21 protein-coding genes and 1 riboswitch are annotated in these 25,701 nt (G+C 67.4%); all 21 genes read left to right on the top strand.

Annotated elements, in window-relative coordinates:
- Positions 1-429: 429 nt before the first annotated feature.
- The 21 genes from WFP78_RS04895 to gcvT all read left to right on the top strand — a co-directional run bounded on the left by WFP78_RS04895 (position 430) and on the right by gcvT (position 25,647).
- A complete protein-coding gene (locus WFP78_RS04895) occupies positions 430-1,425 on the top strand; it encodes a cysteine synthase A (protein WP_336959277.1) in 996 nt (331 codons plus the stop codon).
- Between the two features lie 41 nt (positions 1,426-1,466).
- On the top strand, positions 1,467-1,772 hold the full coding sequence (locus tag WFP78_RS04890) for a hypothetical protein (protein WP_336959276.1): 306 nt from the start codon (positions 1,467-1,469) through the stop codon (positions 1,770-1,772).
- Between the two features lie 363 nt (positions 1,773-2,135).
- Positions 2,136-2,630: a division/cell wall cluster transcriptional repressor MraZ gene (locus WFP78_RS04885; RefSeq protein WP_336959275.1), complete on the top strand. Its 495-nt coding sequence runs from the start codon at positions 2,136-2,138 to the stop codon at positions 2,628-2,630.
- A complete protein-coding gene (gene rsmH, locus WFP78_RS04880) occupies positions 2,627-3,598 on the top strand; it encodes a 16S rRNA (cytosine(1402)-N(4))-methyltransferase RsmH (RefSeq protein ID WP_336959274.1) in 972 nt (323 codons plus the stop codon). The genes WFP78_RS04885 and rsmH overlap by 4 nt, the downstream gene beginning before the upstream one ends.
- A complete protein-coding gene (locus WFP78_RS04875; protein WP_336959273.1) occupies positions 3,595-4,275 on the top strand; it encodes a colicin transporter in 681 nt (226 codons plus the stop codon). Before rsmH ends, WFP78_RS04875 begins: the two co-directional genes overlap by 4 nt.
- Positions 4,275-5,963, top strand: coding sequence for a peptidoglycan D,D-transpeptidase FtsI family protein (locus tag WFP78_RS04870; protein ID WP_336959272.1), 1,689 nt, complete (start codon positions 4,275-4,277; stop codon positions 5,961-5,963). The genes WFP78_RS04875 and WFP78_RS04870 overlap by 1 nt, the downstream gene beginning before the upstream one ends.
- Complete coding sequence (locus WFP78_RS04865) at positions 5,963-7,405, top strand: UDP-N-acetylmuramoyl-L-alanyl-D-glutamate--2,6-diaminopimelate ligase (protein ID WP_336959425.1); 1,443 nt, start codon at positions 5,963-5,965, stop codon at positions 7,403-7,405. Before WFP78_RS04870 ends, WFP78_RS04865 begins: the two co-directional genes overlap by 1 nt.
- Positions 7,402-8,781: a UDP-N-acetylmuramoyl-tripeptide--D-alanyl-D-alanine ligase gene (locus WFP78_RS04860; protein ID WP_336959271.1), complete on the top strand. Its 1,380-nt coding sequence runs from the start codon at positions 7,402-7,404 to the stop codon at positions 8,779-8,781. Before WFP78_RS04865 ends, WFP78_RS04860 begins: the two co-directional genes overlap by 4 nt.
- Positions 8,781-9,851, top strand: a complete 1,071-nt coding sequence (gene mraY, locus WFP78_RS04855; RefSeq protein ID WP_336959269.1) for a phospho-N-acetylmuramoyl-pentapeptide-transferase — start codon at positions 8,781-8,783, stop codon at positions 9,849-9,851. Before WFP78_RS04860 ends, mraY begins: the two co-directional genes overlap by 1 nt.
- A 5-nt stretch (positions 9,852-9,856) precedes the next feature.
- Complete coding sequence (gene murD / locus WFP78_RS04850; protein WP_336959267.1) at positions 9,857-11,191, top strand: UDP-N-acetylmuramoyl-L-alanine--D-glutamate ligase; 1,335 nt, start codon at positions 9,857-9,859, stop codon at positions 11,189-11,191.
- A 40-nt stretch (positions 11,192-11,231) separates the two neighbouring features.
- Entirely contained in the window at positions 11,232-12,440 is a 1,209-nt protein-coding gene (locus WFP78_RS04845) for an FtsW/RodA/SpoVE family cell cycle protein (RefSeq protein ID WP_336959265.1), read from the top strand.
- Positions 12,437-13,603, top strand: a complete 1,167-nt coding sequence (gene murG / locus WFP78_RS04840) for an undecaprenyldiphospho-muramoylpentapeptide beta-N-acetylglucosaminyltransferase (protein ID WP_336959263.1) — start codon at positions 12,437-12,439, stop codon at positions 13,601-13,603. Before WFP78_RS04845 ends, murG begins: the two co-directional genes overlap by 4 nt.
- Positions 13,600-15,027: a UDP-N-acetylmuramate--L-alanine ligase gene (murC, locus tag WFP78_RS04835; protein ID WP_336959261.1), complete on the top strand. Its 1,428-nt coding sequence runs from the start codon at positions 13,600-13,602 to the stop codon at positions 15,025-15,027. Before murG ends, murC begins: the two co-directional genes overlap by 4 nt.
- Positions 15,024-15,974, top strand: coding sequence for a UDP-N-acetylmuramate dehydrogenase (gene murB / locus WFP78_RS04830; RefSeq protein ID WP_336959258.1), 951 nt, complete (start codon positions 15,024-15,026; stop codon positions 15,972-15,974). The genes murC and murB overlap by 4 nt, the downstream gene beginning before the upstream one ends.
- Positions 15,971-16,894, top strand: a complete 924-nt coding sequence (locus tag WFP78_RS04825) for a D-alanine--D-alanine ligase (RefSeq protein WP_336959256.1) — start codon at positions 15,971-15,973, stop codon at positions 16,892-16,894. Before murB ends, WFP78_RS04825 begins: the two co-directional genes overlap by 4 nt.
- Positions 16,891-17,880 (top strand): cell division protein FtsQ/DivIB, encoded by a 990-nt coding sequence (locus WFP78_RS04820; RefSeq protein WP_336959254.1) that lies wholly within the window; start codon positions 16,891-16,893, stop codon positions 17,878-17,880. The genes WFP78_RS04825 and WFP78_RS04820 overlap by 4 nt, the downstream gene beginning before the upstream one ends.
- Positions 17,881-17,885: 5 nt before the next feature.
- Positions 17,886-19,148: a cell division protein FtsA gene (ftsA, locus tag WFP78_RS04815; RefSeq protein ID WP_336959252.1), complete on the top strand. Its 1,263-nt coding sequence runs from the start codon at positions 17,886-17,888 to the stop codon at positions 19,146-19,148.
- Between the two features lie 123 nt (positions 19,149-19,271).
- Positions 19,272-20,708, top strand: coding sequence for a cell division protein FtsZ (gene ftsZ, locus WFP78_RS04810; RefSeq protein ID WP_336959250.1), 1,437 nt, complete (start codon positions 19,272-19,274; stop codon positions 20,706-20,708).
- Positions 20,709-20,849: 141 nt separating this feature from the next.
- Positions 20,850-22,808 carry an SPOR domain-containing protein gene (locus tag WFP78_RS04805; RefSeq protein ID WP_336959249.1) on the top strand — a complete coding sequence of 653 codons (1,959 nt, stop codon included), beginning with the start codon at positions 20,850-20,852 and terminating at the stop codon, positions 22,806-22,808.
- Between the two features lie 146 nt (positions 22,809-22,954).
- On the top strand, positions 22,955-24,121 hold the full coding sequence (locus tag WFP78_RS04800; protein WP_336959247.1) for a deoxyguanosinetriphosphate triphosphohydrolase: 1,167 nt from the start codon (positions 22,955-22,957) through the stop codon (positions 24,119-24,121).
- A gap of 55 nt (positions 24,122-24,176) precedes the next feature.
- Positions 24,177-24,287, top strand: a riboswitch (glycine riboswitch).
- A 178-nt stretch (positions 24,288-24,465) separates the two neighbouring features.
- Complete coding sequence (gcvT, locus tag WFP78_RS04795; protein WP_336959245.1) at positions 24,466-25,647, top strand: glycine cleavage system aminomethyltransferase GcvT; 1,182 nt, start codon at positions 24,466-24,468, stop codon at positions 25,645-25,647.
- The last annotated feature ends 54 nt before the right edge of the window (positions 25,648-25,701 follow it).

The raw sequence follows: 25,701 nt of genomic DNA, 5'->3' as shown, positions 1-25,701 counted from the left end.
TCGGGGGGAAAGAGGCGATCCGGGCCCATGTTTTTTGGATAGCAAGAGCGGGGGGCAAAAGATTTGCTATCCGCATGTAAGAACCCCCCAGGCCATGCGGGGTTCCCAGCGGCCTCGAAAAATTCGCAAAATATTTTGCCTTCGGAATCAAGTTTTTGGGTGGTTAATGGCGCGTTGACATCAAAAAAGCCCCCCGATCGCCGGCCGATTTCCGCGCGCCCAGTCGCCGGGGGCGGGGGAAGGGGGGGCATTTCTGTCGTCCATGATGGCGCCCCGGCCCGTAAAGGCGGTTGCGTGTAGGGCATGACCGGCATGGCCCGCCGGTGTCGGCTGGTTGGCCGGTGTGCCGGGGCCAGCCGATACACCTGCTTTCATCGGCGCAGCATTCCGTTGCTTGGCAAAACCGGCCGCGCCTCCTATCGATGCATCATGCTCGTGCAACAGGATACGCTTGCGCTCATCGGCAACACGCCGCTCGTGCGCCTCGAAGGCCCCTCGGCCGCCACCGGATGTGACATTTACGGCAAATGCGAATTTGCCAATCCCGGCGCGTCGGTGAAGGATCGCGCCGCGCTCTACATCGTCAACGATGCCGAGGAGAAGGGGCTGCTCAAGCCCGGCGGCACCATTGTCGAGGGGACGGCGGGCAATACCGGCATCGGCCTGGCGCTCGTCGCCAATGCCAAGGGCTATCGCACCATCATCGTCATGCCCGAGACGCAGAGCCGGGAAAAGATGGAGACGCTGCGCGCGCTTGGCGCGGAGCTGGTGACGGTGCCGGCGGCGCCCTATTCCAACCCCGGCCATTTCGTCCACACCTCGCGCCGGATCGCGGAAGAGACGGAAGGCGCCGTCTGGGCCAACCAGTTCGACAATATCGCCAATCGCAAGGCCCATATCATGGGCACCGCCGAGGAGATCTGGACGCAGATGGAAGGCCGGGTGGACGGCTTCGTCTGCGCGGCGGGCACCGGTGGCACGATCGCGGGCGTCGGGCTGGGCCTCAAGGCGCATGACGAGAATGTCACCATCGCGCTCGCCGACCCGCATGGCGCCGCGCTCTATAATTATTATGCCCATGGCGAGTTGAAGGCGGAGGGCACCTCCGTTGCCGAAGGCATCGGCCAGGGGCGGATCACCGCCAATCTGGATGGCGCGCCCATCGACACCCAGTTCCGCATTTCCGATGAGGAAGGGCTGGAGTGGGTCCGCCGCCTGCTGGCCGAAGAAGGGCTGTGCCTTGGCCTGTCCACCGGCATCAATGTGGCCGGCGCGGTGGCGCTGGCGCGGCAGCTGGGGCCGGGCAAGCGGATCGTCACCGTGCTGTGCGATACGGGCTTTCGCTATCTCTCCACGCTCTACAATCGCGAATGGCTGGAATCCAAGGGGTTGACGGTCTTCCCCTGGCTCGCGCAGAATAGCTGATCGCCGACAACGGGTCACGGCGAATGAAGGAAGGACCGGCCATGGCGGATGATCCCCGCAGGCAGGAAGGGTTGCAGAGAGTCCAGATCGGGCTCACCGGCCTTGCAGGCGTGATCCTGCTCGTGGGCCTGGCCAACATCGTCATCGACAAGGCGAAGCTGGACGATGCCGTGCAGCCGCCGCCGACCGTGTCCACGCTGGACAACGCCAATGCGCTGGCCCAGCCCAAAGAGCCGCTGGCCGAACTGGGGGTCACGCCCTCCATGCCGCAGAGCCAGGTGGTGCCCGATCTCCAGCCCGATCCCAATCTTCGCAAGCCCATGGACCGCGAGCCGCGCCAGCAGTGACGGCGTGCGCGGGCCCGGCCGGGTCGATCCGGGCAGGCATGGGATGGCCCCTGGGCAAAGCTGGGACGGGCCGGGGAATGGCTGGGATATCATGTCATGAACGCTTCAATCGTGCCTCTCCATGAGAACATGGAGGGAACGCATGACTATTATTGTGTGGAAAATGCGCCGAAATACGTTCTGGGACAGGGAATCCCATAAATTCCCATAAATTCCCCTTTATTCCCAGACCTAGCCTTGGTAATCACAAGGCTACTGGGGCTGTTCAGGCTTTGCGATTCCTGTTGACGGGAAGGACGGTGCGCACCGTTCTTCGCGGCGGGAGGTCTGTTGCCCCGTTGGAAAGGGGCAAGCAGGCTTCGCGTGTCGGGCGACATTCACTTCTCGGGTAACGCCTTCAGCGTGGCAGACGGCAAGGGCCGTTTCGTGCTGCCGCTCGAGATGCGCAAACTTGTCCGGAAAAGCAGCAGCGACGAGCCCCGCCTGCGTGTCGCGTTGCATGAGAAGCATGGCTGCGCCATCGGCTTTGGCCTTTCCTACGAAATCGCGCTGGAGCAGGAGATTTCCCAGGCTGCCCGCCTCGCGATGGAAACCGGCCGCGACTATGATGCCGACGCCGCGCGGGAGGCGATCTTCCCGCTGATCGAAAACGCCAATTTCGACGATGGCGGCCGCTTCTCCCTGTCCGAGGACATGCGCGAGGAATGCGGCATCGACGACGTCCTCTTCTTCGTCGGCGTCAGCCGCTACATCCAGATCTGGTCGCCCCAGCGCTATCTGGAGAGCGAGGGCCGCCCCGAACTGCTGAAGAACAAGGTGCGCCGTTTCCTGGCCGAGCGGGAAGGTGGCAGGAAATGAGCGCTGCCCCGCACATCCCCGTCCTGATCGAAGAAGTGCTCGACGCGCTCGCCATCGCCCCGGGCGAAACGCATGTCGACGGCACCTTCGGCGCGGGCGGCTATAGCCGGGCGATGGCCGGGCGCGGCGCGCGCGTGATCGCGTTCGACCGCGATCCCGATGCGATCCGCGAAGGGCGCGATGCGGCCGAGGCGGCCGGCATCATGCTGATCGAGGGCGAGTTCTCCCGCATGGAGGCGCTGCTGGCGGAGGCGGGGGTGACATCGGTCTCCGGCGTGACGCTCGACATCGGCGTGTCCTCGATGCAGCTCGACCGTGCCGGGCGCGGCTTTTCCTTCCAGTCGGACGGGCCGCTCGACATGCGGATGAGCCAGTCGGGCCAGAGCGCCGCCGATTTCCTCAACGAAGCGGCCGAGGAGGAGATTGCCGACGTCCTCTATCATTATGGCGAGGAGCCGCGCTCGCGCCGGGTCGCCCGCGCCATCGTGCAGGCCCGGCCGCTGTCGCGCACCGGCGAGTTGGCGGCGGTCGTGCGCCGGGCGCTGGGCTATAAGCCGCATGACAAGAAGGACCCGGCGACCCGCACCTTCCAGGCGATCCGCATCCATGTGAATGGCGAGCTGGACGAGCTGGAACGCGGTCTTGCCGCTGCCGAGGCGGTGCTGGAGCCCGGCGGGCGGCTGGCGATCGTCACCTTCCACAGTCTTGAGGATCGGATCGTCAAGCAGTTCCTGCGCCGCCGCAGCGGCACGGAGGGCGGCGGATCGCGCCACATGCCCGCCCGCGCCGCAAGCGCTGCGCCCACATTCGACAAGCCGGCCAAGGCGGTGCGCCCCGGCGCGGCCGAACTGGCCCGCAATCCGCGCGCCCGGTCCGCGACGCTGCGCAGCGCCGTCCGCACCGCCGCGCCCGCGCAGCATGCGCATGGGTCCGTGCCGGGCTCTGCGCGAGGGGGGGTATCCGCATGATCGCCGTCAAGCGCCTCCAAAGCCTGTTCTGGGTACTGCTCGTCACATTGGGCGCGCTCGGCGCCTATCTGGTGTCGCTGCGCGCCGCGACCGAGCGTAACGAGCTGATGCGGGTGCGGACGCAGATCACGGCGGCCCGCGGCGACATCCGCTATCTGGAAACCGAATTCAGCGCGCGGGCGAGTCTGCGCCAGCTGGAACGTTGGAACGCGGAAGACCTGCGCTATGCGACGCCCGCCGCCGCGCAATATCTGAATGGCGAGCGCGCGCTGGCGAGCCTGGACGGGGTCGAGCCCAATGGCCCGACCTTCGTCGCGCCGCCGGTGATGGTCGCGATGGTGGAAACCCCGGCCGACCTGCCCTCCGCCGTGCCGGCGCCCGCGCCCAGCCCGGCGGCGAGCCAGATCCGCAGCGACATCTCGATCATCCGTTCGGCGCGCGCGGCCGACATCGTGCCGACCGTGCCGGAAGTGCCAAAGGCGGCGGTGAAGATCGCGTCGGCAACGATCGGTCGCGAAGACAAGCCGGCGCGTGCGGCAGCGGCGCCTTCGCGCGCCAGCCCCGTCGCCCGCAATGCCGAGCGCATGGCGATGCTGGACGCCAAGCTGCTGGATGACCGCACCCTGGGCGAGATCACGGCCCGCGCCGCCAGTGAGAAGAGGAAGGACCGGCGCTGATGGCCACCATCGTCGTCCGCCCCGATACTCCACGCGCCGCCACCAATCGCATCAACCTGACGGCGGTGGCGCATCAGCGCCTGATGCTGCTGCTCATCCTGTTCGCCGGCATGACCTTGCTGATCGCGCTGCGTCTTGTCTGGATGGGCGTCTTCACCGGCAATGCGCATGGGGCGGGGCTGGGCAGTGGCCTGCCCGCCCGCGCCGATATCGTCGACCGCAACGGCGTGCCCCTGGCGCGCACGATGGACGGCTATTCCATCGCCGTCCGGCCCAGGATGCTGATCGGCGATCCGGCGGAACTCGCCCGCAAGCTCGCGGAAATCTTCCCGGACGAGAACCAGGCCGCGCTGTATCGCAAGTTGACCGGCAAGGGCTGGGCCTATCTGCGGCATCGCGCCCTGCCCGAGCAGGTGGCGGCGGTGAACGCGCTGGGCGAACCGGGCATCGAGTTCCCGCGCGAGAAGGAGCGGGTCTATCCCCAGCGCACGCTCGCCGCGCATGTGCTGGGCTTCGCGCCGACCGACGGCGAGGGCGGCATGGGCGTGGAAGCGGCGTTCGACGCCGAGCTGACCGACCCCGCCAAGCGCGGCCAGCCGCTGGTCCTTTCGCTCGACAGCCGGGTACAGGCGGCGCTGGAAAGCGAGCTTTACGCGCAGATGATCTCGCAAAGCGCCAATGGCGCCGCCGGCATCATCCTGAATGCCAAGACCGGCGAGGTGATCGCCATGGCCTCCATCCCGGTCTTCGACCCCAACAAGCTGGGCAAGGATGCCGAGGCGCGGCGGAACGACGTGGTGCAGGCCCGCTATGAGCTTGGCTCGACCTTCAAGCCGCTGTCGATCGGCAAGGCGATGGATACCGGCGTCGTCACTTCGATGAGCAAGCGTTATGATGCGACCGCGCCGCTGCAGGTCGCCGGTTTCCGCATCAAGGACGATCATCCGCTCGGCCGCTGGCTCAACGTGCCCGAAACGCTGGTGCACAGCTCCAACATCGTCACCGCGCGGATCGCCGACGAGATGGGGCCGGAGCGGATGCAGCAGCTGTTCCGCGACCTTGAATTCGACCGCCGCCCCAGCATCGAACTCAAGGAGCGCGCCCGCACTCTGTGGCCCACCAGCTGGGGCCGGATCACCACCATGACCGTGGCTTACGGCCATGGCATTGCCGTGACCCCGCTGCATCTGGCCAGCGCCTATGCCGCGGTCGTCAATGGCGGCATCTGGCGCCCGGCGACCTTGCGCAAGCTCAAGCCCGAGGAGGTGCCGCAGGGCCGCCGCGTCTTTTCCGCCGCGACCAGCGCGCGGATGCGCCAGTTGCTGCGCATGATCGTGTCGGCCGGTACCGGCCGCAGCGCCGATGCCAAGGGCTATCGCGTCGGCGGCAAGACGGGGTCCGCGGAAAAGCCGTTCGAAGGCGGCTATGCCCATCATTCGCTGGTTACGACCTTTGCGGCGGCCTTTCCCATGGACGATCCCAAATATATCGTGCTCGCCATGATGGATGAGCCCAAGGGCAATGCCGAGACATTCGGGCTGCGCACCGCCGCCTGGACGGTCGCCCCGGTCGTGAAGCGGGTGATCGAGCGGACCGGCCCGATGCTGGGCGTGTTGCCCGAAGAGCATCGCGATGTTGACATTTCCGAGCTGATGCCGCTGCTCTGGAACCCGAAGGGAGAGGAATGATGCGGCTTGGCGCGTTGCTGGCAGGGCTTGGCCCTGGCCTTCCCGAAGGCACGGATGCCGATGGGGTCGTGACCGGCTTTGCCATCGACCATCGCAAGGTCGCGCCCGGCACCGTTTTCGGCGCGTTCGAGGGCCTGCGCGTCAATGGCGAGGATTTCATCGCCGATGCGGTCGCGTCCGGCGCCATCGCCGTCGTCGCCCGGCCGGAAGCCGTCGTACAGGGCGTGCCGCATATCGCCGACGCCGTGCCCCGCCGCCTGTTCGCGCAGATGGCGGCGCGGTTCTTCGCGCCCTTCCCGGAAACGACGGTCGCCGTCACCGGCACCAACGGCAAGACCTCGACGGTGGAACTGACCCGTCAGTTGTGGCGGATGCTGGGGCATCATGCCGCCTCCATCGGGACGCTGGGCGTCACCACCTCGGTCGATCAGGTGTCGACCGGCCTCACCACGCCGGACATCGTGACGTTCCTCTCGAATATGTCCGGGCTCCGCCGCGAGGGCATTACCCATGCCGCGTTCGAGGCGTCCAGCCATGGCTTGGCGCAGTACCGCACCGAAGGGCTGCCGGTTCGCGCCGGCGCCTTCACCAATCTCAGCCGCGACCATCTCGACTATCATGGCGACATGGACAGCTATTTCGCCGCCAAGATGCGTCTCTTCGATGAAGTGGTGGGTGACGATGGCGCGGCCGTCGTCTGGGCGGACGACGCATGGTCGCAAAAGGTGATCGACAAGGTTTCGGAGCGGGGGCTCCGGCTGCTGAGCGTCGGCGTGGGCGGGGAGGCGCTTCGGCTCGTCTCGCGCACGCCGACCCAGCTTGGCCAGACGCTGGTGATCGCGGCGGAAGGCAAAGAATATAAGGTCAACCTGCCGCTGATCGGCGCCTATCAGGCGGCCAATGCGCTAGTATCGGCGGGACTGGTGATCGCGACCGGCGGGGATACGGCCAAGGTGCTGGAACTGCTCGGCCGGGTGCAGCCGGTGCGCGGCCGGCTGGAACGCGCGGTCATCAGCCGGGCGGGCGCGCCGGTCTATGTCGATTATGCCCATACGCCGGACGGCCTGCGCGCCGCGATCGAGGCGCTGCGCCCGCACACAAGGGGCCGGCTGATCGCGCTTTTCGGCGCGGGCGGGGATCGCGACACCGGCAAGCGTCCCGAAATGGGACGGATCGCGGTGGAGCTGGCCGATCATGTGATCGTGACCGACGACAATCCCCGTTCGGAGGAGCCCTCCGCCATCCGGTCCGCGATCATGGCGGCGGCGCCGGGCGCGGTGGAGATCGGCGGGCGTCGCGACGCGATTGCCGCGGCCATTGCCGCAGCAGGCGCGGACGATATCGTCCTGCTCGCCGGCAAGGGGCATGAACAGGGGCAGATCATCGGCGACCGGGTGCTGCCCTTCGACGATGTGCTGGTGGCGCGGGAATGCGCCGCATGAAGACACTCTGGACGTCGGACGAGATTGCGGTGGCAACGGGCGGCACCGCCTCTGTCCCCTTCGCCGTGTCCGGTGTTGCCTTCGACAGCCGCGAAGTGGGGCAGGGCGACCTGTTCGTCGCGATGCGCGGCGAAACCACCGACGGCCATCGCTTCCTTGACCGCGCCTATGCCGCCGGTGCAGCCGGCGCGATCGTGGAGCAGCCCGTCGACGGCCCCCATGTGCTGGTGCAGGACAGCGCCCGCGCGCTCGAAGCGCTGGGCGTCGCGTCGCGCGCGCGCATGACCGGAAAGGTCATCGGCGTCACCGGATCGGTCGGCAAGACGGGTACGAAGGAAGCGCTGTTCCACGCGCTGGATCGCTCGGCCCATGATGCCGTCCACCGCTCGCTCAAAAGCTACAACAACCATGTCGGCGTGCCGCTCAGCCTGGCGCGGATGCCGCGCGACACGCGCTATGGCATTTTCGAAATGGGCATGAACCATGCGGGCGAGCTTTCCATCCTCACCCGCTTCGTGCGGCCCCATGTCGCCATCGTCACCGCCATCGCGCCCGCGCATATCGAATATTTCGGCACGGAAGAGGCGATTGCCCGCGCCAAGGCGGAGATCTTCGAAGGGCTGGAGCCCGGCGGCACGGCGATCATCCCCTATGACAGCCCGCATGTGCGGACCCTCTGCACCGCCGCCGAACGCCATGGCGCCCATATCCTGACCTTCGGCACCAGCAAGGGTGCGGATGTGCGCGTGGTGGAGGCGGTGGCGAACGACCATGGCGGCACCTTGCTGACCGCGCATCTGCCGACCGCCGAAATCTCGCTGACCATCGGCGCGCCGGGCGAGCATTGGGTGTCGAACAGCCTGGCCGTGCTGGCGGCGGTGGAGGCGGTGGGCGGCGATCTGGCGGCGGCGGGCATCGCGCTGGCCGAAATGCCCGGCCTTGCGGGGCGCGGCGCGCGCAGCATCGTGCCGGTCGCGGGTGGCGAGGCGCTGCTGATCGACGAAAGCTACAACGCCAATCCGCTGTCGATGGCGGCCACCCTACGCCAGCTTGGCCGGGAACAGGCCGACCGGCGGATCGCGGTGCTGGGTGCGATGAAGGAACTGGGCAGCCAGAGCGCGGCCCTGCACGCCGGGCTGGCGGACCCGATTTCGGCGGGCCGTGTCGATTATGCGATCCTTGTCGGCGAAGACATGGCACCGCTGGCAGATGTGCTTGAAGGCGTCGTCCCTTTCGCGCATGTGCCCGACGCCGGAGCGGCAACAGGCGTGCTCGAACATGAGATGCGCGCCGGCGACGCCATTCTGGTCAAGGGTTCCAACAGTGTCGGGCTGTCACGCGTGGTCGCAGCGCTCAGCCACGAGGAAAAAGATTAATGTTATATTGGCTGGCTCAGACACTGGATTTCCACGGGATCTTCAACCTCGTGCGTTATCTGAGCTTCCGGGCGGGCGCGGCTATCGCGACCGCGCTCATCATCGGCCTCATCATCGGCCCGACCTTCATCGGCTGGCTCCGCGTGCGGCAGGGTAAGGGGCAGCCGATTCGGACGGACGGCCCGCAGACCCACCTGGCCAAGCGGGGCACGCCGACCATGGGCGGCCTGATGATCCTGACATCGGTCATCACCTCCGTCCTGCTGTGGATGGACCTTTCGTCCGTCTATGTCTGGGCCTGCATCTTCGTGACGCTGGGCTTTGGCGCCATCGGCTTCCTCGACGATTATGACAAGGTGACGAAGGCCAGCCACAAGGGGCTTTCGGGCAGGTTCCGCCTGCTGTGCGAATTCCTGATCGCCGGCATCGCCGCATGGCTGATCGTGCGGCACAACGGCACCGCTCTCTATGTGCCCTTCTGGAACGGGCCGGCGCTGGACCTTGGGCCGGTCTATTATGTGTTCGCGGCCTTCGTGATCGTAGCGTTCGGCAATGCCGTGAACCTGACGGACGGGCTCGATGGCCTGGCGACCATGCCGGTCATCATCGCCTGCCTTGCGTTCATGGCGATCGTCTATCTCGCCGGCCGGGCGGACTTCGCGGGTTATCTGGGCATCCCGCATGTGCCGGGGGCCGGCGACCTAGCCATCCTGTGCGGCGCGATCATCGGGGCGGGCCTTGCCTTCCTGTGGTTCAACGCCCCGCCCGCAGCCGTCTTCATGGGCGACACCGGCAGCCTCGCGCTGGGCGGCACCATCGGAGTCATCGCCGTCAGCGCCCATCATGAGATTGTGCTGGGCATCATCGGCGGGTTGTTCGTGGTGGAGGCGATGTCGGTCATCATCCAGGTCTTCTTCTACAAGCGCACCGGCAAGCGGGTGTTCCGCATGGCGCCGATCCACCATCATTTCGAGCAGCTGGGCTGGTCCGAGCCGACGGTCGTGATCCGTTTCTGGATCATCTCCTTCGTGCTGGCGCTTGCCGGCCTTGCCACCTTGAAGCTGAGGTAGAGGGGATGGGCATCGTCTCCAGCATCTTTGCGGGCAAGCGCTATGTCGTCCTCGGCCTCGCCCGTTCGGGCCTTGCTACCGTCGATTGCCTTGCGGCGAGCGGCGCGCAGGTGGTCGCGTGGGACAGCCGCGAAGAGGCGCGGGCGCTGGTTGCCGGCAAGGCCGAGCTTGCCGATCCGCTGGAAATCCCGCTCTCCGGCTTCGACGGCATCGTGGTGTCGCCCGGCGTGCCGCTCAACCGCCACCCGATCTCACAGAACGCAAAGCTCGCCGGCGTGCCGGTGATCGGCGATATCGAGCTGTTCGCGCTCGCCCGGCCGACCCTGCCGACGCATCGCGTCGTTGGCATCACCGGCACCAACGGCAAGTCGACCACGACCGCGCTCATCCACCACATCATCGAGACCGCCGGCATCCCGACCCGCATGGGCGGCAATATCGGCCTGCCGATCCTGGGACAGGAGCCGCTGACGCCCAATGACAAGGGCGAGGGCATCTATGTGCTGGAACTGTCGAGCTATCAGATCGACCTGACCCACAGCCTCGATTGCGACGTGTCGGTGCTGCTCAACATCACGCCCGACCATCTTGATCGTTATGACGGCTTCCCCGGCTATATCGCCTCGAAAGCCCGGCTGTTCGCCATGCAGTCGCCCGAGCACCCCGCCATCATCGCGGTGGAGGACGCGCCGTGCCGCTCGATCGCCGCCCAGCTCCATCTTTCCCGCGGAGGCGGGGACGATGTCGTGGAGGTCCGGTCGACCGACATCGCCGCCGCCATGCAGGCCGGATGGCCCTCGCTCCAGGGGCCGCATAATGCGCAGAATGCCGCTGTCGCGATCGCCGTCGCCGATGCGCTGGGCATCGATCGCGACATCACCATGGTCGCGATCGCCAGCTATGCCAGCCTGCCGCACCGGATGCAGCGGGTCGCCGAGCGCGACGGCGTCCTCTACGTCAACGACAGCAAGGCGACCAACCCGGCCTCCACCGCGCCCGCGCTGGCGGCCTATCCGCCGGTCGATGGCGCGCCGCGCATCCACTGGATCGTCGGCGGCCTCGCCAAGACCGACAATCTGGACGAATGCGCGCCCTATTTCGGCAATGTCGCCCATGCCTATACCATTGGCGAGGCGGGCCATATGTTCGCCGACATCCTGCGCCCGCACATGCCTGTGGACGACAGCGAGATGCTGTCCGCCGCCGTGCGCCGTGCGGCGCGGGTGGCGAAGCCGGGCGACGTGGTGCTGCTGTCGCCGGCCAGCGCGAGTTTCGACCAGTTCCGGGATTTCGAGGCGCGCGGCGATGCCTTCGCCGCCGCCGTCGCGGCGCTGGACTAGAGGGGGGCGAGCAGGGGACATGCGGGACGGCCTGCCAAGCATGAACAGCCTGAAGCCGAGGAACTTCGCCAAGGGTTTCGGTGGGCGCACCGTGCCGCGCGAGCGGACGGCGCTGGCCATCTGGTTCTGGGAAATCGACCGCGTGCTGCTGTCGCTGATCGTGGTGCTGATCGCCATCGGCCTGGTGGCGGTCGCCGCCGCGTCTCCGGTCGCCGCGATCGATCGTTCGACCAGCACCGTCGCGGTCAATCCGCTGATCTATTTCTATCGCCAGCTGATGTGGGTGGGGCTGGGCCTGCCGATGATGCTCGTCATCTCCATGCTGCCCCGGCAACAGGCGCGGCGGCTGGCGGTGGTGCTGGCCTGCATCTTCTTCGCCTGCCTGCTGATCGTGCCGTTGCTGGGCAGCACGGTCAACGGCGCAAGGCGCTGGATCGACCTGCCGGGCATCCGCTTCCAGCCTTCGGAGTTCCTGAAGCCGGTCTTCGTGGTGGCGCTGGCCTGGCTGCTGTCGCTGCGCGGGCGCGATGCCAGCCTGCCGGTGATCCCGCTTTCGGGCGCGGTGACGGGGTTGATCGCGCTGATCCTGATGCGCCAGCCGGACTTTGGCCAGACCGTCATCTTCTGCGCCGTCTGGGGCGCGCTGCTGCTGCTTTCGGGCGTGGCCATGCGTTGGATCGGCCTGATGGGCGCCGCGGCGCTCGGCCTGTTCGTGCTTGTCTACCTGTTCTACGAAAACGGGCGGCAGCGCATCAACGACTTCCTGGGCATCGGCGTGCCGACCGATACCGGCCCCGATCAGGTCGACCTGGCCCACCGCACCATCACCAATGGCGGCTTCACCGGCGTCGGCCCCGGCGGCGGGCAGGCGAAGTTCAACCTGCCCGAAGCGCATACCGACTATATCTTTTCCGTGATCGGCGAGGAATTCGGCCTGCTCGCCTGCATCGGCATCGCCTTCGTCTATCTCGCCATCGTGCTGCGCGTGCTGCTGCGCCTGCTGGACGAGGAGGACAGCTTCACCATATTGGCCGCCGCCGGCCTCGTCACCGAATTCGGGCTGCAGGCGATCATCAACATGGGGGTCAACGCCCATATATTTCCGTCCAAGGGGATGACGCTGCCCTTTATCAGCTATGGCGGCTCCTCTATGCTGGCCCTTTGTATCGGGGTCGGCCTGTTGCTCGCATTCACGCGGCGCAATCCCTTCATGAGCCGGCAGCCCGTCGTCAAATGGAGCGGTCGATGAGTATTTCCCGTCACTTCGTTCTCGCCGCGGGCGGGACGGGGGGCCACATGATTCCGGCCTATGCCGTCGCGCGCGAGTTGATGGCGCGCGGCCATCACGTCGCATTGGTGACGGATGAGCGCGGCGCGAAGATCCCGGAGATCTTCCAGGACATGCAGGTGCATGTGTTGCCCGCCGGCCGGATGCAGGGCGGCCCGCTGGGCTGGATCAAGGGCTGGCGCGCGATCATGGCCGGGCGCGACATGGCCCGCCGCCTGTATGAAACCTTCCAGCCGACCGCCGTCGTAGGCTTTGGCGGCTATCCCGCGCTGCCCGCGCTGCTCGCCGCGCTGAAGGACGATATCCCGACCGCGATCCACGAGCAGAACGCCGTGCTGGGCCGGGTGAACCGCTACCTCGCCCGCCGCGTCTCCGCCATCGCGACCGCCTATCCCAATGTCCAGCGGCTGTCGGACCGTTATGCCGAAAAGGTCCACCTGATCGGCAATCCGGTGCGCGAGGAAGTGCTGGCGCTGCGCGACGAGGAATTCCCGGCGCTCACCGACGAAAGCGTCTTCCGCCTGCTCGTGACCGGCGGCAGCCAGGGGGCGACGGTGCTCTCCGGCGTCGTGCCCGACGGCCTCGCCCTGTTGCCGCTCAGCCTGCGCCGCCGCCTGCAGGTGACGCAGCAATGCCGCGCCGAGGATATCGAGAAGGTGCGGGCGACCTATGCCGAGATGGAAATCCCGGCGGACCTCGCCACCTATATCACCGACATGCCCGAAAAGCTGGGCTGGGCGCATCTGGTGATCGCGCGCGCGGGCGCATCGACCATCGCCGAGCTGACGGCGGCGGGCCGCCCCGCCATCCTGATCCCGCTGCCCAGCGCCATGGACGATCACCAGACCGCCAATGTCAAGGAACTGACGGACTGCGGCGGCGCCCGCGCCATCCGGCAGGACCAGTTCACGCCGGTCGAACTCGCCAAGCAGATGCAGAAGCTCGCCATGGAGCCGGGCGCGCTGCAGAATGCCGCAAAACGCGCCAAGGCCTGTGGCCGCCCCAATGCCGCGCGCGACATGGCCGACCTGCTGGAAAGCATCGGCCACGCGCCCATCGTCAACGACCCGGTTCGCGTCGGCCCCGTGCCGACCGGCCTCAACCTGCAGGGAGTGCCCGCATGAGGGGCGTCGCCACCGACATCGGAACCATCCACTTCATCGGCATCGGCGGCATCGGCATGTCCGGCATTGCCGAGGTGATGCATAATCTGGGCTACAAGGTGCAGGGATCGGACATGGCCGAAGGCTATGTGATCGAGGGCCTGCGCAAGAAGGGCATCAATGTGATGATCGGCCACAAGGCCGAAAATCTGGGCGATGCGGCCGTGGTCGTGACCTCCACCGCGATCAAGCGCGGCAATCCGGAAGTCGAGCTGGCGCTGGAACATCGCATCCCGGTGATCCGCCGTGCGGAGATGCTGGCCGAACTGATGCGCCTCAAATCGACCGTCGCGGTGGCCGGCACCCATGGCAAGACGACGACGACCTCCATGGTCGCGGCGCTGCTGGATGCGGGCGGGGTGGACCCCACGGTCATCAACGGCGGCATCATCAACAGCTACGGGTCCAACGCGCGTCTGGGTAACAGCGAGTGGATGGTGGTGGAGGCCGACGAGAGCGACGGCAGCTTCCTGCGCCTGGACGGCACCATCGCGGTCGTGACCAATATCGATCCCGAGCATCTGGATCACTATGGCAGCTTCGACAAGGTGAAGGACGCCTTTGTCGAATTTGTCGAGAATGTGCCTTTCTATGGCGCCGCCCTGCTGTGCCTCGACCATCCCGAAGTGCAGGCCATCCTGCCGCGCGTGCAGGACCGCCGCATCGTCACCTACGGTTTTTCGGCGCAGGCCGACATCCGGGGCGACAATGTCGTCTCCTTCCCCGGCGGGAACCGCTTCGACGTGCAGATCCGCGAGCGCGACGGGGCCATCCGCCGGATCGAGGGCATCGAGATGCCGATGCCCGGCCGGCACAATGTGCTGAATGCCATGGCCGCCATCGGCGTCGCGCTGCACATGGGCATTGACGACAAGACGATCCAGACCGGCTTCGCCAAGTTCGGCGGGGTCAAGCGCCGCTTCACCAAGGTCGGCGAGATCGCCGTGCCGGGTGGCAGTGCGACCGTGATCGACGATTATGGCCACCACCCGGTCGAGATCAAGGCGGTGCTCGCCGCCGCGCGCGAAGGCGCGAAGGGCCGCGTCATCGCCGTCGTCCAGCCGCATCGCTACACCCGCCTGCACGACCTGATGGATGAGTTCCAGCAGGCGTTCAACGACGCGGATGTGGTCTATGCCGCGCCCGTCTATCCCGCCGGCGAGCAGCCGATCGAGGGCGTGGATTCCGCCGCGCTCGTCGCCGGGCTCAAGCGCCGTGGCCATCGCGCCGCTGCGGTGATCGAGGGGCCGGAAGCGCTCGCCAACGCGCTCGCCGCCGATCTGCAGCCCGACGACATGGTCATCTGCCTTGGCGCGGGCGACATCACCAAATGGGCGGCGGGGCTGGCCGGCGCCGTGACGGACAATCTGGCGGAGGCGGCGTGAACGCAGCGGCGCCCCTGATCCCTTCCGGCCTTCCGTCCGTGCGCGGCGGCCTGACGGCGCAGGCGCCGCTGGCGCCGCTGGTCTGGTTCAAGTCCGGCGGTCCGGCGCAATGGCTGTTCGAGCCCAGGGATGCGGACGACCTCACCGATTTCCTTGCCGCGCTGGACCCTGCCGTGCCGGTGATGGCGCTGGGCCTTGGCTCCAACATGATCGTGCGGGACGGCGGCGTGCCCGGCGTGGTCGTGCGCCTGGGCAAGCCCTTTGCGAAGGTGGAGGCGCTGGACGGCACCACCCTGCGCTGCGGCGGCGGCGCGTCGGGCATCCTCGTCTCCTCGACCGCGCGCGATGCCGGGATATCGGGGCTTGAGTTCCTGCGCTCCATTCCCGGTACGGTCGGCGGTTTCGTGCGGATGAACGGCGGCGCCTATGGTCGCGAGACCTGCGACATCCTGGTGGAATGCGATGTCGTGCTGCGATCCGGCGAACGCGCCACGCTTCAGGCGGCGGACCTGCGCTACAGCTATCGCCACTCCGAACTGCCCGAAGGCGCCGTGGTGGTCGGCGCCATCTTTCGCGGCCATCCCGGCGAGCCTGCCGCGATCCAGGCGGAGATGGACCGCATCGCCGCCGCGCGCGAGGAAAGCCAGCCGCTGCGCAGCAAGACGGGCGGCTCCACCTTCAAGAACCCGCAAGGGCGCAAGGCATGGCAGCTTGTCGATGAGGCCGGTTGCCGCGGCCTGAAGGTCGGCGACGCGCAGGTGTCGGAAAAGCACACCAATTTCCTGCTGAACCTGGGCGCCGCGACCAGCGCGGATATCGAGGCGTTGGGCGAGGAGGTACGCAAAAGGGTGAAGGACAAGAGCGGCGTGGAGCTTGAGTGGGAAATCCAGCGGGTCGGCATGTTTGCCGGTGACGCCAGCGAAAAACGCGTGGGAGTGCCGAAATGAGCCGTGGTCCCTGGCATGTCGCCGTGCTGATGGGCGGCTGGTCGGCCGAGCGCCCGGTCTCGCTGATGAGCGGGGAGGGGATCGCGAAGGCGCTGGAAAGCCGTGGCCATCGCGTCACCCGCATCGACATGGATCGCGACGTCGCCCTGCGCATATCGGAGGCGAAGCCCGATATCGTGTTCAACGCGCTGCATGGCGTGCCCGGCGAAGACGGCACCGTGCAGGGCATGCTGGACCTGATGGGGGTCAAATACACCCATAGCGGCCTTGCCACCTCCGTCATCGCCATCGACAAGCAACTGACCAAGCAGACGCTCGTCCCCCATGGCATCCCCATGCCGGGCGGCCAGGTGGTGCAGAGCGCCAGCCTGTTCGCGGGCGACCCGCTGCCGCGCCCCTATGTGCTCAAGCCCGTGAACGAGGGCAGCTCCGTGGGTGTCGCCATCGTCACCGCCGAGGGCAATTACGGGTCGCCCATCGGCCGCGATGTCGAGGGGCCGTGGCAGCATTTCGATGAGCTGCTGGCCGAACCCTATATCCGTGGCCGCGAGCTGACGACCGCCGTGCTGGGCGACGAGGCGCTGCTGGTGACGGAATTGCGCCCCAAAAGCGGCTTCTACGATTTCGACGCCAAATATACCGACGGCATGACCGACCATATCTGCCCCGCCGACATCCCGGACGATGTGACGGAACGCTGCAAGGCGCTTGCGCTGCAGGCCCATCGCGTGCTGGGATGCAGGGGCGCATCGCGCGCCGATTTCCGCTGGGACGACACGCAGGGCATAGAGGGGCTGTTCCTGCTGGAAGTGAACACGCAGCCGGGCATGACGCCCCTCAGCCTGGTCCCCGAACAGGCGGCGAAGCTGGGCATCGATTATGCCGAACTGGTCGAGCGGATTGTCGAGGAGGCATTATGAGCGAAGCCAGGATCAGGCGCGGGGGCACCAGCCGCCTGTCCCCCCGCAAGCCGACGGTTTCCGCGCGCGGTGGGCGGGGGCGCAAGACGCTGAAGCAGCAGAGCGCGCTCGACCGGGTGATCGCGGCGCTTCCGGTCAGCGAGGCGACGGTGCAGCGCATGGCGACATGGGCGATCGTCGGCATCGTCGGCGCGGTGGCGGTGGGCGCGGCCAGCTTCATGGGCGTGCCGGCCATGGCACGGCAGGAATTCGCCGAGCTCACGGCCCATGCCGGTTTCGAGGTGAAGAAGGTCGAGGTCCACGGCGTCGAGCGGATGGACGAGCTGCCCGTCTACAACATCGCGCTCGGCCAGGTGGATCATTCGATGATGAATGTCGACCTGGTGCATCTGCGCGAAGACATGCTGAAGCTGGGCTGGGTGAAGGATGCGCGCATTTCCCGCCGCCTGCCCGACACGCTGGTGGTCGACATCGTGGAGCGGCAGCCGGTGGCGGTGTGGCAGAATGCCGGGCAGCTGCATCTGGTCGATGTGACCGGCACCGTGCTGCAGACCGTGTCGCCCGCCGCCATGCCCGACCTGCCGCTGGTCGTCGGCCCGGACGCCAACCGCCAGACCGGCGCGCTGGGCCAGCTGATGGAGGCGGCGCCCGCGCTCAAGCCGATGCTGGCGGGCGCGACCTGGGTCGGCAACCGCCGATGGGACCTGCGCTTCCAGTCGGGCGAGACGCTGTCCCTGCCCGAAGGGGCGAAGCAGTCGAGCGCGGCGCTGGTGAACTTCGCGCGCATGGACGGGGTCAACCGCCTGCTCGGACGCGGCATCGTGCGCTTCGACATGCGCGATCCGGATCGCTTCATCCTGCGCCTGCCCGCCGACCATGGCCAGAAGGCCGCGCCGGCCAAGGATGGCGAGCCCGGCATCGCCAATGGCGCGGCCACCGGCAAGGGCGCCGACACCGCATCGTCCAGGTCTGAAAGGGAAGGCTGACCATCATGGCCCAACCCAAGGTCGAGAAAATCATCACCGCGATCGATATCGGATCGTGGAAGGTCTCCGCGCTCATCGCCGGGCGGACGGATACCGGCGAACTCGCGATCCTTGGCACTGGGCAGCGTGAAAGCCGGGGCGTGCGCCGCGGCTATATCGCCGACATGGAGCGCACCGAAATGGCGGTGCGCGAAACGGTGGAACAGGCCGAGCGCGTGGCCGGCATCAATATCGAGGATGTCTGGGTCAGCTTTTCGGGCGGCAGCCTGGTGAGCGACGTCGTGACCGTCGAGCGCGAAATGAGCGGCTATCGCGTCGAGCAGGCGGATATCGACGAACTGCTGCAGACCGGCCGGCAGAGCATCGACCCCGATGGCCGGGTGGTGCTGCATGCCCAGCCGACCTGCTTCACCCTCAACGGATCGCAGGGCGTGCAGCGCCCGGTCGGCATGCATGCCGATCAGCTGGGCGTCGACATCCATGTCGTGCTGGCGGACGGCGCGCCGCTTGCCAATCTCGAAATGTGCGTGCGCGGCGCCTATCTGAACGTCAACGGCATCGTCGCCGCGCCCGTCGCCACCGGCCTTGCCTGCCTGTCGGACGAGGAGCGCGACCTTGGCGTGGCGCTGGTGGAACTGGGCGCGGGCGTCACCAATGTCTCGCTTTATTATGGCGGCATGCTGGTCGGCCTGCATTCCATTCCCATTGGCGCGGCCGACATCACGGACGATATCGCCAGCGCCTTCGGCATCCGCCGCAGCCAGGCGGAACGGATGAAATGCTTCTACGGATCGGCCATGCAGTCGCGCCGCGACTTCCGCGAGATGATCGAGATCGCGCCGATCAGCAGCGATGGCGAGAGCGCGGACGCCGGGCGCATCACCCGCGCCGCGCTGGTCGGCGTGATTTGCGAACGGTTGAACCAGTTGATGGTGGAAGTGAACGCCAGTCTGGCCGCCATGGGTTTCAATTCGCCGGTCGGGCGCCAGGTGGTGTTGACCGGCGGCGGCGCGGAGTTAAAGGGCATTGCCGATTATACGCAGGGCGCGCTGGGCCGTGCGGTGCGGATCGGCCGTCCGCGCGGGCTTGCCGCGTTGCCCGAAGCGCATAGCGGGCCGGCCTTCGCGACGCTGGCCGGGCTGACGCTCTATGGCGCATCCAACCCTGTCGACCTGCGCACCATGGCGCCGGCGGCACAGACCGTACATCGCGTTGGTGCCGGTCAGTGGTGGCAGCGTGTATGGGGTGCGCTCAAGGCGAATTATTGACGAAACGGAACAGAACATCGTGGTCGGGCGTGAAATTAACTATCGAATTGCCCGATCATCTGGTGCATGAAGAAATTATTACGATTTGCTTCGCTGAATAGCTGGAGCTTAGGGAGCGAGAATATGAGCATCGAGATCGGCCTGCCCCAAGTGGATGAGCTGAAGCCGCGGATCGCCGTGATCGGCGTGGGCGGCGCGGGCGGCAATGCCATCGCCAACATGATCGCAGCGTCGGTCGAGGGCGTCGATTTCGTGGTCGCCAATACCGATGCGCAGGCGCTGAACGCCTCGCCCGCGGAACGCCGCATCCAGCTTGGCCCCCGCATCACCGAAGGGCTGGGCGCGGGCTCGCGGCCCGAAATCGGCCGTGCGGCCGCCGAAGAAACCATCGCATCGGTGGAAGAGGCGCTGGACGGCGCGCATATGTGCTTCATCGCGGCCGGCATGGGCGGCGGCACCGGCACCGGCGCGGCGCCGGTCATCGCCAAGGTCGCGCGGGAAAAGGGCATCCTGACCGTGGGTGTCGTGACCAAGCCCTTCACCTTCGAGGGTAGCCGCCGCATGCGCTCGGCCGATGCCGGCATCGACGAGCTGCAGAAGCATGTCGATACGCTGATCGTTATCCCGAACCAGAATCTGTTCCTGATCGCGAACCCCAACACCACCTTCAAGGAAGCCTTCCAGATGGCGGACGAGGTGCTGCAGCAGGGCGTGCGCGGCATCACCGACCTGATGGTCATGCCCGGCCTCATCAACCTCGATTTCGCCGACGTCCGCTCCGTGATGGGCGAGATGGGCAAGGCGATGATGGGCACCGGCGAGGCGGAAGGCGACGGCCGGGCGCTGCAGGCCGCCGAAAAGGCGATTGCCAACCCGCTGCTCGACGGCGTGTCGATGCGCGGCGCCAAGGGCGTGATCGTCTCCATCGTCGGCGGCGAGGACATGCGCCTGATGGAAGTCGACGAAGCGGCCAACCATATCCGCGAACTGGTCGATCCCGATGCGAACATCATCTGGGGTTCGGCCTTCAACGACAGCCTGAACGGCAAGATCCGCGTGTCCGTGGTGGCGACCGGCATCGACAGCGACGCATCCGTCGCGGCGCCCGCCCAGTCGCAGCCCTTCAGCTTCGCCAGCCGTTCCGCCGCGCCGATCACGACGCCCACGCCCGCTCCGGTGGCAGCGTCCGCGCCGGCCGAGGAAGAAGAACCGCTCGATCTTTCGACCGTTTCCCAGGCCCCGGCGGAGGAAGCGCCCGCTCCCGCACCGATTTCGGCAGCGGCCGAACCGGCGCCCGCGCCCTTCGCGCCGCCCAAGCCCGCAGCCGTCTTCTCGGATTTCGATCCGGCCGAGGATGAATTGCTGCTTGGCGGCGAGTCCAAGGCACCCGCGCCGGTTGAGCCCGCACGTCCCGCGCCGCGCGTGGCGACCGGCGGCGGCACCCTGTTCGAGCGCATGGCCGGGCTGTCGCGCGGCGCGGCCAAGCGCGACGAGGACGATGGCGATGCCGGCGGCAGCGTCGACATCCCGCGCTTCCTCAACCGCCAGGACAACCAGTAAGCATTGGGCAACGCGCATCGGGCGGCAACTGTCGGGCAACCGGTATCTGGTGATCGGATCGTCCGACCCCGCCTTCCTCTGGTCGATCCGATGAGCTTCGATACAGTTCCCATTCACGCGCCGGGCTGTTAGGCCGCTGACGTGACTCGTCCCCGCTATAGATCGCTCCTTTCGGCCATGGCGCTTGCCGCCATGGCCGGTATCGTCATCCATCCCGCATCGGCGCAGCAGGCCGAAGGCTATTCGCAGCTGGACGTGCGCCGTCCCGATGCGGCGGCGGACCTCAACGCCCATCTGACGCGGCTCGGCGAGAATCCCCGAGACGTCAACGCGCTGATCGGCGCGGGCGAGGCGGCGCTGGCGCTGGACAATCCACGCGCGGCCACGGGCTTTTTCGTGCGCGCCGATGAGATTTCCAGCAACAATGGCCGGATCAAATCGGGTCTGGCGCGCGCGATGCTGCAGATGCAGAACCCCAGCGAGGCGCTGCGCCTGTTCGATCAGGCCGCCCGCTTTGGCTATCAGGGGGCCGACATGCTGGCCGATCGCGGCCTTGCCTATGACCTGAGCGGGGATCAGGCGCGCGCGCAGGCCGATTATGTGCAGGCGCTCAGGAGCAAGCCCGACGATCCGGTGCTGATTAAGCGCTATGCCGTGTCGCTGGGCATTTCCGGCAAGGTGGACGCGGCGGAAAAGGCGATGGAGCCGCTGCTCTACAAGAATGACCGCGAGGCCTGGCGCGATCGCGCCTTCATTCTGGCGATGAACGGGCGGCATGGCGATGCCCTGGCGATCACCCAGAAGACGATGCCCAGGCCGCTCGCCGACGCCATCCAGCCCTATATGGATCGCATGCCGATCCTGACGGCGGCGCAAAAGGCCGCAGCCGTGCATTTCGGCCGTTTCCCGCCCAGCGTACGCATGGCGCAGGCGCCCGTGCCCGTGGTGGTGACGCCTCCGGCCGCATCGGCGCCGGTGGCGGCCGCACCGGTCGCGGAGAGCAATGGCAGGAGCCGTCGCAGCAGGAGCAGGGATCGCCAGATGGCTGCCGCGAGCCAGCCTGTCCCCCAGGCACCCGCACGGATCGCATCGGCCCAGCCGCCCCTGCCGCAACCGCCCGCGCCGCCTTCCGAAGCCGAGATGGCGGGGCGGCCGGATCAGTCCGGCCCGGCCAGGGCGCCAGCGCGCAGCCCGTCGCTTGCCGCCACGACGGCGCAGCAGCGCGGCGACGAGCTGCGGCCCGCGCAGCGCCCCGCCGCTTCGGCGCAGGGGCAGGCGGCCCTCTCGCAAGGCAGCAGCGCTGTTGCGCCGCGGACGGCCTTCGGGCGTTTGCAGGCGCCTGTGCCGTCGACCGGCCAGCCGGTGGCAACCCGTCCGGCAGCCTCCACGGCGCCTGCCGTCGCCGCGCCCGTGCAGGGGCCACCGGCGGCGATGGTGCAGGGCCCGCCGACGCCCGAACGGACAGCGCCAGCCCCTGTCGATCGGCCGGTGCAGGTCGCCGCAGCGGCGCCATCGCCCATGCCAGTCGCCACTGCGCCAGCCGCCGCTACGCCGCCCGCCACCGCGCCATCGACGCCCGCGCCCAATCCCGAAGCGACGCGCTCGCTCGCCGACATCATCCGCGAACTCGACGTGCCCGAGGCGGAGCGGCGGCAGGCGGTCGCGGCGGTCGACCTCAACGAAGTCGCGCGACTGCAGGCGGAGAAGCGCCGGACGCAGCAGCAGGCCGCCGCCGAAAAGGCGAAGAAGGATGCCGCCGCCAAGGCCAAGGCAGAGGCCGCCGCGAAGGCCAAGGCCGAAGCCGAGGAGAAGGCGCGCCTGGCGAAGAACCCCGCGCGCAGCTGGGTTCAGGTGGGCACCGGCCGGGATATTGCGGCGCTGGGCTTCACCCTGCGCGGCCTGCGCAAGGATTATGCGGCGATCGCGAAGCAGGATGCGTGGACGGCGCCATGGGGGCGGACCAACCGCCTCGTCATCGGCCCGTTCGCCAGCTTCACCCGCGCGCGCGCGGTGGAGGCAGAGCTGAAGAAGGCCGGCACCGACGCCTTCGCCTGGCAGAGCGATGCCGGCGAAGAGGTAAAGCCGATCGGCGCGAAATAGGCGGCGCGGCGGGCTGGCCCGGAAAATGCGGAGGCAGAGGCGAGAGCGGTGCCGTGCCAGGGGAAATCGCCTTATGCTTTTGTTTTCCGCATTTTCCGAGCCGCCGGATGAAGACATCCGGCTGGAAAACGCTATAGGGCAGGGGCATGAGTTCCCTCGCGCCCTATGCCAGCCATGCCGACCGCAGCCGTGGGCGCCTTCATCCCGAGCCGGGCGGCGAGACGCGCGGTCCCCGCGACGCCTTTCAGCGCGACCGCGACCGCATCATCCATTCCATCGCCTTTCGCCGGCTGCGCCACAAGACACAGGTGTTCATCTCGCCCGATGGCGATCATTACCGGGTCCGCCTGACCCACAGCCTGGAAGTCGCGCAGATCGGCCGCACCATCGCGCGCAGCCTTGGCCTGAACGAAGACCTGACAGAGGCGCTGTGCCTGGCCCACGACATCGGCCATCCGCCCTTCGGCCATGCCGGCGAGGACGCGTTGGAAGCGGCGATGGAGGGGCAGGGCGGCTTCGATCACAATGCCCATACGCTGCGCACGCTGATGCTGCTGGAGTCGCCCTATCCGCGCTTCCCCGGCCTCAATCTCAGCTGGGAAACGCTGGAGGGGCTGGCCAAGCATAACGGCCCGGTCATCCACCCCAATTGGGCGATGCAGGAACTGGACGCGGCCTTTCCGCTCGACCTGCACGGCTGGTCGTCGCTGGAGGCGCAGGTCGCCGCCATTGCCGACGACATCGCCTATGACAATCACGATATCGACGATGGCCTGCGCGCCGGCCTGTTGACCCTGGAGCAGATCCTGGAGGTGCCGCTGGTCGCGCGGTGCTGGCAAGGGGTGCGTGCGCGCCATCCCGACATCGCGCCCGACCGGCTGCTGCGCGAGCTGGTGCGCGACCAGATCGGCCTGATGGTCAACGATGTGATCGAAACCACCCGCGCCGCGATCGCCGCCCATCATATCGGCGATATCGCGGATGTGCGCGCTGCCGGCCGCGCGCTGGCCGGCTTTTCCGACGCGATGGTGCAGGAGGAAAAGCAGCTCAAGCGCTTCATGTACGCCTCGCTCTACCATCATCCCACGCAGCTGGCGGCGGCGGACCGGGCGCGCGCCATCGTCAGCGACCTGTTCGAAGCCTATCGCGCCGATCCCGCGCTGATGGCCGAAGGCTGGCCGCAGGGCTGCGCCTCGCAAGAGCCCGATCGCAGCCGGCACATCGCCGATTTCATCGCCGGGATGACGGATCGCTATGCAGAAAACCGTCATGCGGTGCTTTTCAGCACAAATTGTCCGTCCCTTGCGGATTGACGGCGTGCTGCGATTGCGTAATGCAGGATGTGTCTCCGCGTCGAGTCTTTGGCGCGGTCATGATGCGGGAGAGTGTGGAAGGGGCGCCCTTTGAGGGACCGCACCGGAAGCCGCCGAAGGAGCAACCGCCCCGGAATCTCTCAGGCCACGGGACCGTATCATGGGCAGGCACTCTGGAAAGCGGACGGATCATGCCGTCCCACCGAAGGGGTAAGCCGCGCATCCTTCCAACGGAATGCGGCGAAAGCTCTCAGGTTTCCTGACAGAGGGGGCGACAAATGTGTGATCTCTCTCTGGTCAGCACATGCGCCGCTTAACGACCTCTTGCCAACGGAGCCCAAGATATGACCGCACCCAGCCAGGATAACAGCGCCAACGTCGCTGAGCTGGAGGCCGAACTTCCGCTCGGCAAGCTTCCCCTCGACAACTGGCATCGTGCCAAGGGTGGCCGCATGGTCGGCTTTGCCGGCTATGAAATGCCCATCCAATATGAAGGCATCATGGCCGAGCATCAGTGGGTGCGCGAACATGCCGGCCTGTTCGACGTCAGCCATATGGGCCAGCTGAGCTTCAGCGGCGAAAGCGCCGAAGCGGTCGCGACCGCGCTGGAAACGCTGCTGCCCGGCGATATCCTTGGCCTCAAGCCCTGTCGCCAGCGCTATTCGCTGCTGCTGGACGAGGACGGCGGCGTTCTGGACGACCTGATGGTCTCCCGCCTGCCCGAGGCCAGCCCCTTCGATGGCGCGGCCTATTATATGGTCGTCAACGGCGCGACCAAATATGACGATATCGCCTGGATCATCGAGCATCTGCCCGACGAGATCATCATGAACCATATGGACGAGCAGGCCCTGCTCGCCCTGCAGGGGCCGGAAGCCGGCGCCGCACTCGCCGCGCTCATCCCCGCCACCGCCGACCTGTTCTTCATGCAATGCGGCCCGTTCAGCTGGGAAGGGCATGACATCTGGGTCAGCCGCTCGGGCTATACCGGCGAGGACGGCTTCGAGATCAGCGTGCCCGCGACGATCGCGGAAGCCTTTGCCGATGCGCTTTGCGCGCTGGACAGCGTGAAGCCCATCGGCCTTGGCGCGCGCGATTCGCTGCGGCTGGAGGCGGGGCTGCCGCTCTACGGCCATGACATCGACACCCGCGTCAGCCCGGTCGCCGCCGATCTTGGCTTTGCCATTTCGAAGCGGCGCAAGGAGCAGGGCGGCTTCATCGGCCATGCCCGGGTGATGAAGGAACTGGGCGGCGATGTCGCGTCGCGCCGGGTCGGCCTCACCATCGACGGCCGCCTGCCGGCGCGTGAAGGCGCCCCGATCTTCGCTGGCGCCACCCAGGTCGGCGAAGTGACCTCGGGCGGTTTCGCGCCGACCGTCGGCGCGCCCATCGCCATGGGCTGGGTGGCGAGCCCGCATGCCGCCATCGGCACCACGCTGGACGTGGAAGTGCGCGGCAAGCGCCTGTCCGCCACCGTCGCGCCCATGCCCTTCGTCCCCCACCGCTATCACCGCGCCAAAGCCTGAAACGCCCAGGCGCGAACCCCAAGCCCGGATATCAAGTCTTGAACAGGAGCCTGT

The organism is Sphingobium aquiterrae (assembly GCF_037154135.1).
Lineage (GTDB): Bacteria > Pseudomonadota > Alphaproteobacteria > Sphingomonadales > Sphingomonadaceae > Sphingobium > Sphingobium aquiterrae.
This window is presented reverse-complemented; position numbering and strand designations above follow the sequence as displayed.

What these genes read in the sequence shown, in the direction of transcription:
- WFP78_RS04895 (WP_336959277.1), top strand. Translation starts at nt 430, where the DNA reads ATGCTCGTGCAACAGGATACGCTTGCGCTCATCGGCAACACGCCGCTC.
- WFP78_RS04890 (WP_336959276.1), top strand. Translation starts at nt 1,467, where the DNA reads ATGGCGGATGATCCCCGCAGGCAGGAAGGGTTGCAGAGAGTCCAGATC.
- rsmH (WP_336959274.1), top strand. Translation starts at nt 2,627, where the DNA reads ATGAGCGCTGCCCCGCACATCCCCGTCCTGATCGAAGAAGTGCTCGAC.
- WFP78_RS04875 (WP_336959273.1), top strand. Translation starts at nt 3,595, where the DNA reads ATGATCGCCGTCAAGCGCCTCCAAAGCCTGTTCTGGGTACTGCTCGTC.
- WFP78_RS04870 (WP_336959272.1), top strand. Translation starts at nt 4,275, where the DNA reads ATGGCCACCATCGTCGTCCGCCCCGATACTCCACGCGCCGCCACCAAT.
- WFP78_RS04865 (WP_336959425.1), top strand. Translation starts at nt 5,963, where the DNA reads ATGCGGCTTGGCGCGTTGCTGGCAGGGCTTGGCCCTGGCCTTCCCGAA.
- WFP78_RS04860 (WP_336959271.1), top strand. Translation starts at nt 7,402, where the DNA reads ATGAAGACACTCTGGACGTCGGACGAGATTGCGGTGGCAACGGGCGGC.
- mraY (WP_336959269.1), top strand. Translation starts at nt 8,781, where the DNA reads ATGTTATATTGGCTGGCTCAGACACTGGATTTCCACGGGATCTTCAAC.
- murD (WP_336959267.1), top strand. Translation starts at nt 9,857, where the DNA reads ATGGGCATCGTCTCCAGCATCTTTGCGGGCAAGCGCTATGTCGTCCTC.
- WFP78_RS04845 (WP_336959265.1), top strand. Translation starts at nt 11,232, where the DNA reads ATGAACAGCCTGAAGCCGAGGAACTTCGCCAAGGGTTTCGGTGGGCGC.
- murG (WP_336959263.1), top strand. Translation starts at nt 12,437, where the DNA reads ATGAGTATTTCCCGTCACTTCGTTCTCGCCGCGGGCGGGACGGGGGGC.
- murC (WP_336959261.1), top strand. Translation starts at nt 13,600, where the DNA reads ATGAGGGGCGTCGCCACCGACATCGGAACCATCCACTTCATCGGCATC.
- WFP78_RS04825 (WP_336959256.1), top strand. Translation starts at nt 15,971, where the DNA reads ATGAGCCGTGGTCCCTGGCATGTCGCCGTGCTGATGGGCGGCTGGTCG.
- WFP78_RS04820 (WP_336959254.1), top strand. Translation starts at nt 16,891, where the DNA reads ATGAGCGAAGCCAGGATCAGGCGCGGGGGCACCAGCCGCCTGTCCCCC.
- ftsA (WP_336959252.1), top strand. Translation starts at nt 17,886, where the DNA reads ATGGCCCAACCCAAGGTCGAGAAAATCATCACCGCGATCGATATCGGA.
- ftsZ (WP_336959250.1), top strand. Translation starts at nt 19,272, where the DNA reads ATGAGCATCGAGATCGGCCTGCCCCAAGTGGATGAGCTGAAGCCGCGG.
- WFP78_RS04800 (WP_336959247.1), top strand. Translation starts at nt 22,955, where the DNA reads ATGAGTTCCCTCGCGCCCTATGCCAGCCATGCCGACCGCAGCCGTGGG.
- gcvT (WP_336959245.1), top strand. Translation starts at nt 24,466, where the DNA reads ATGACCGCACCCAGCCAGGATAACAGCGCCAACGTCGCTGAGCTGGAG.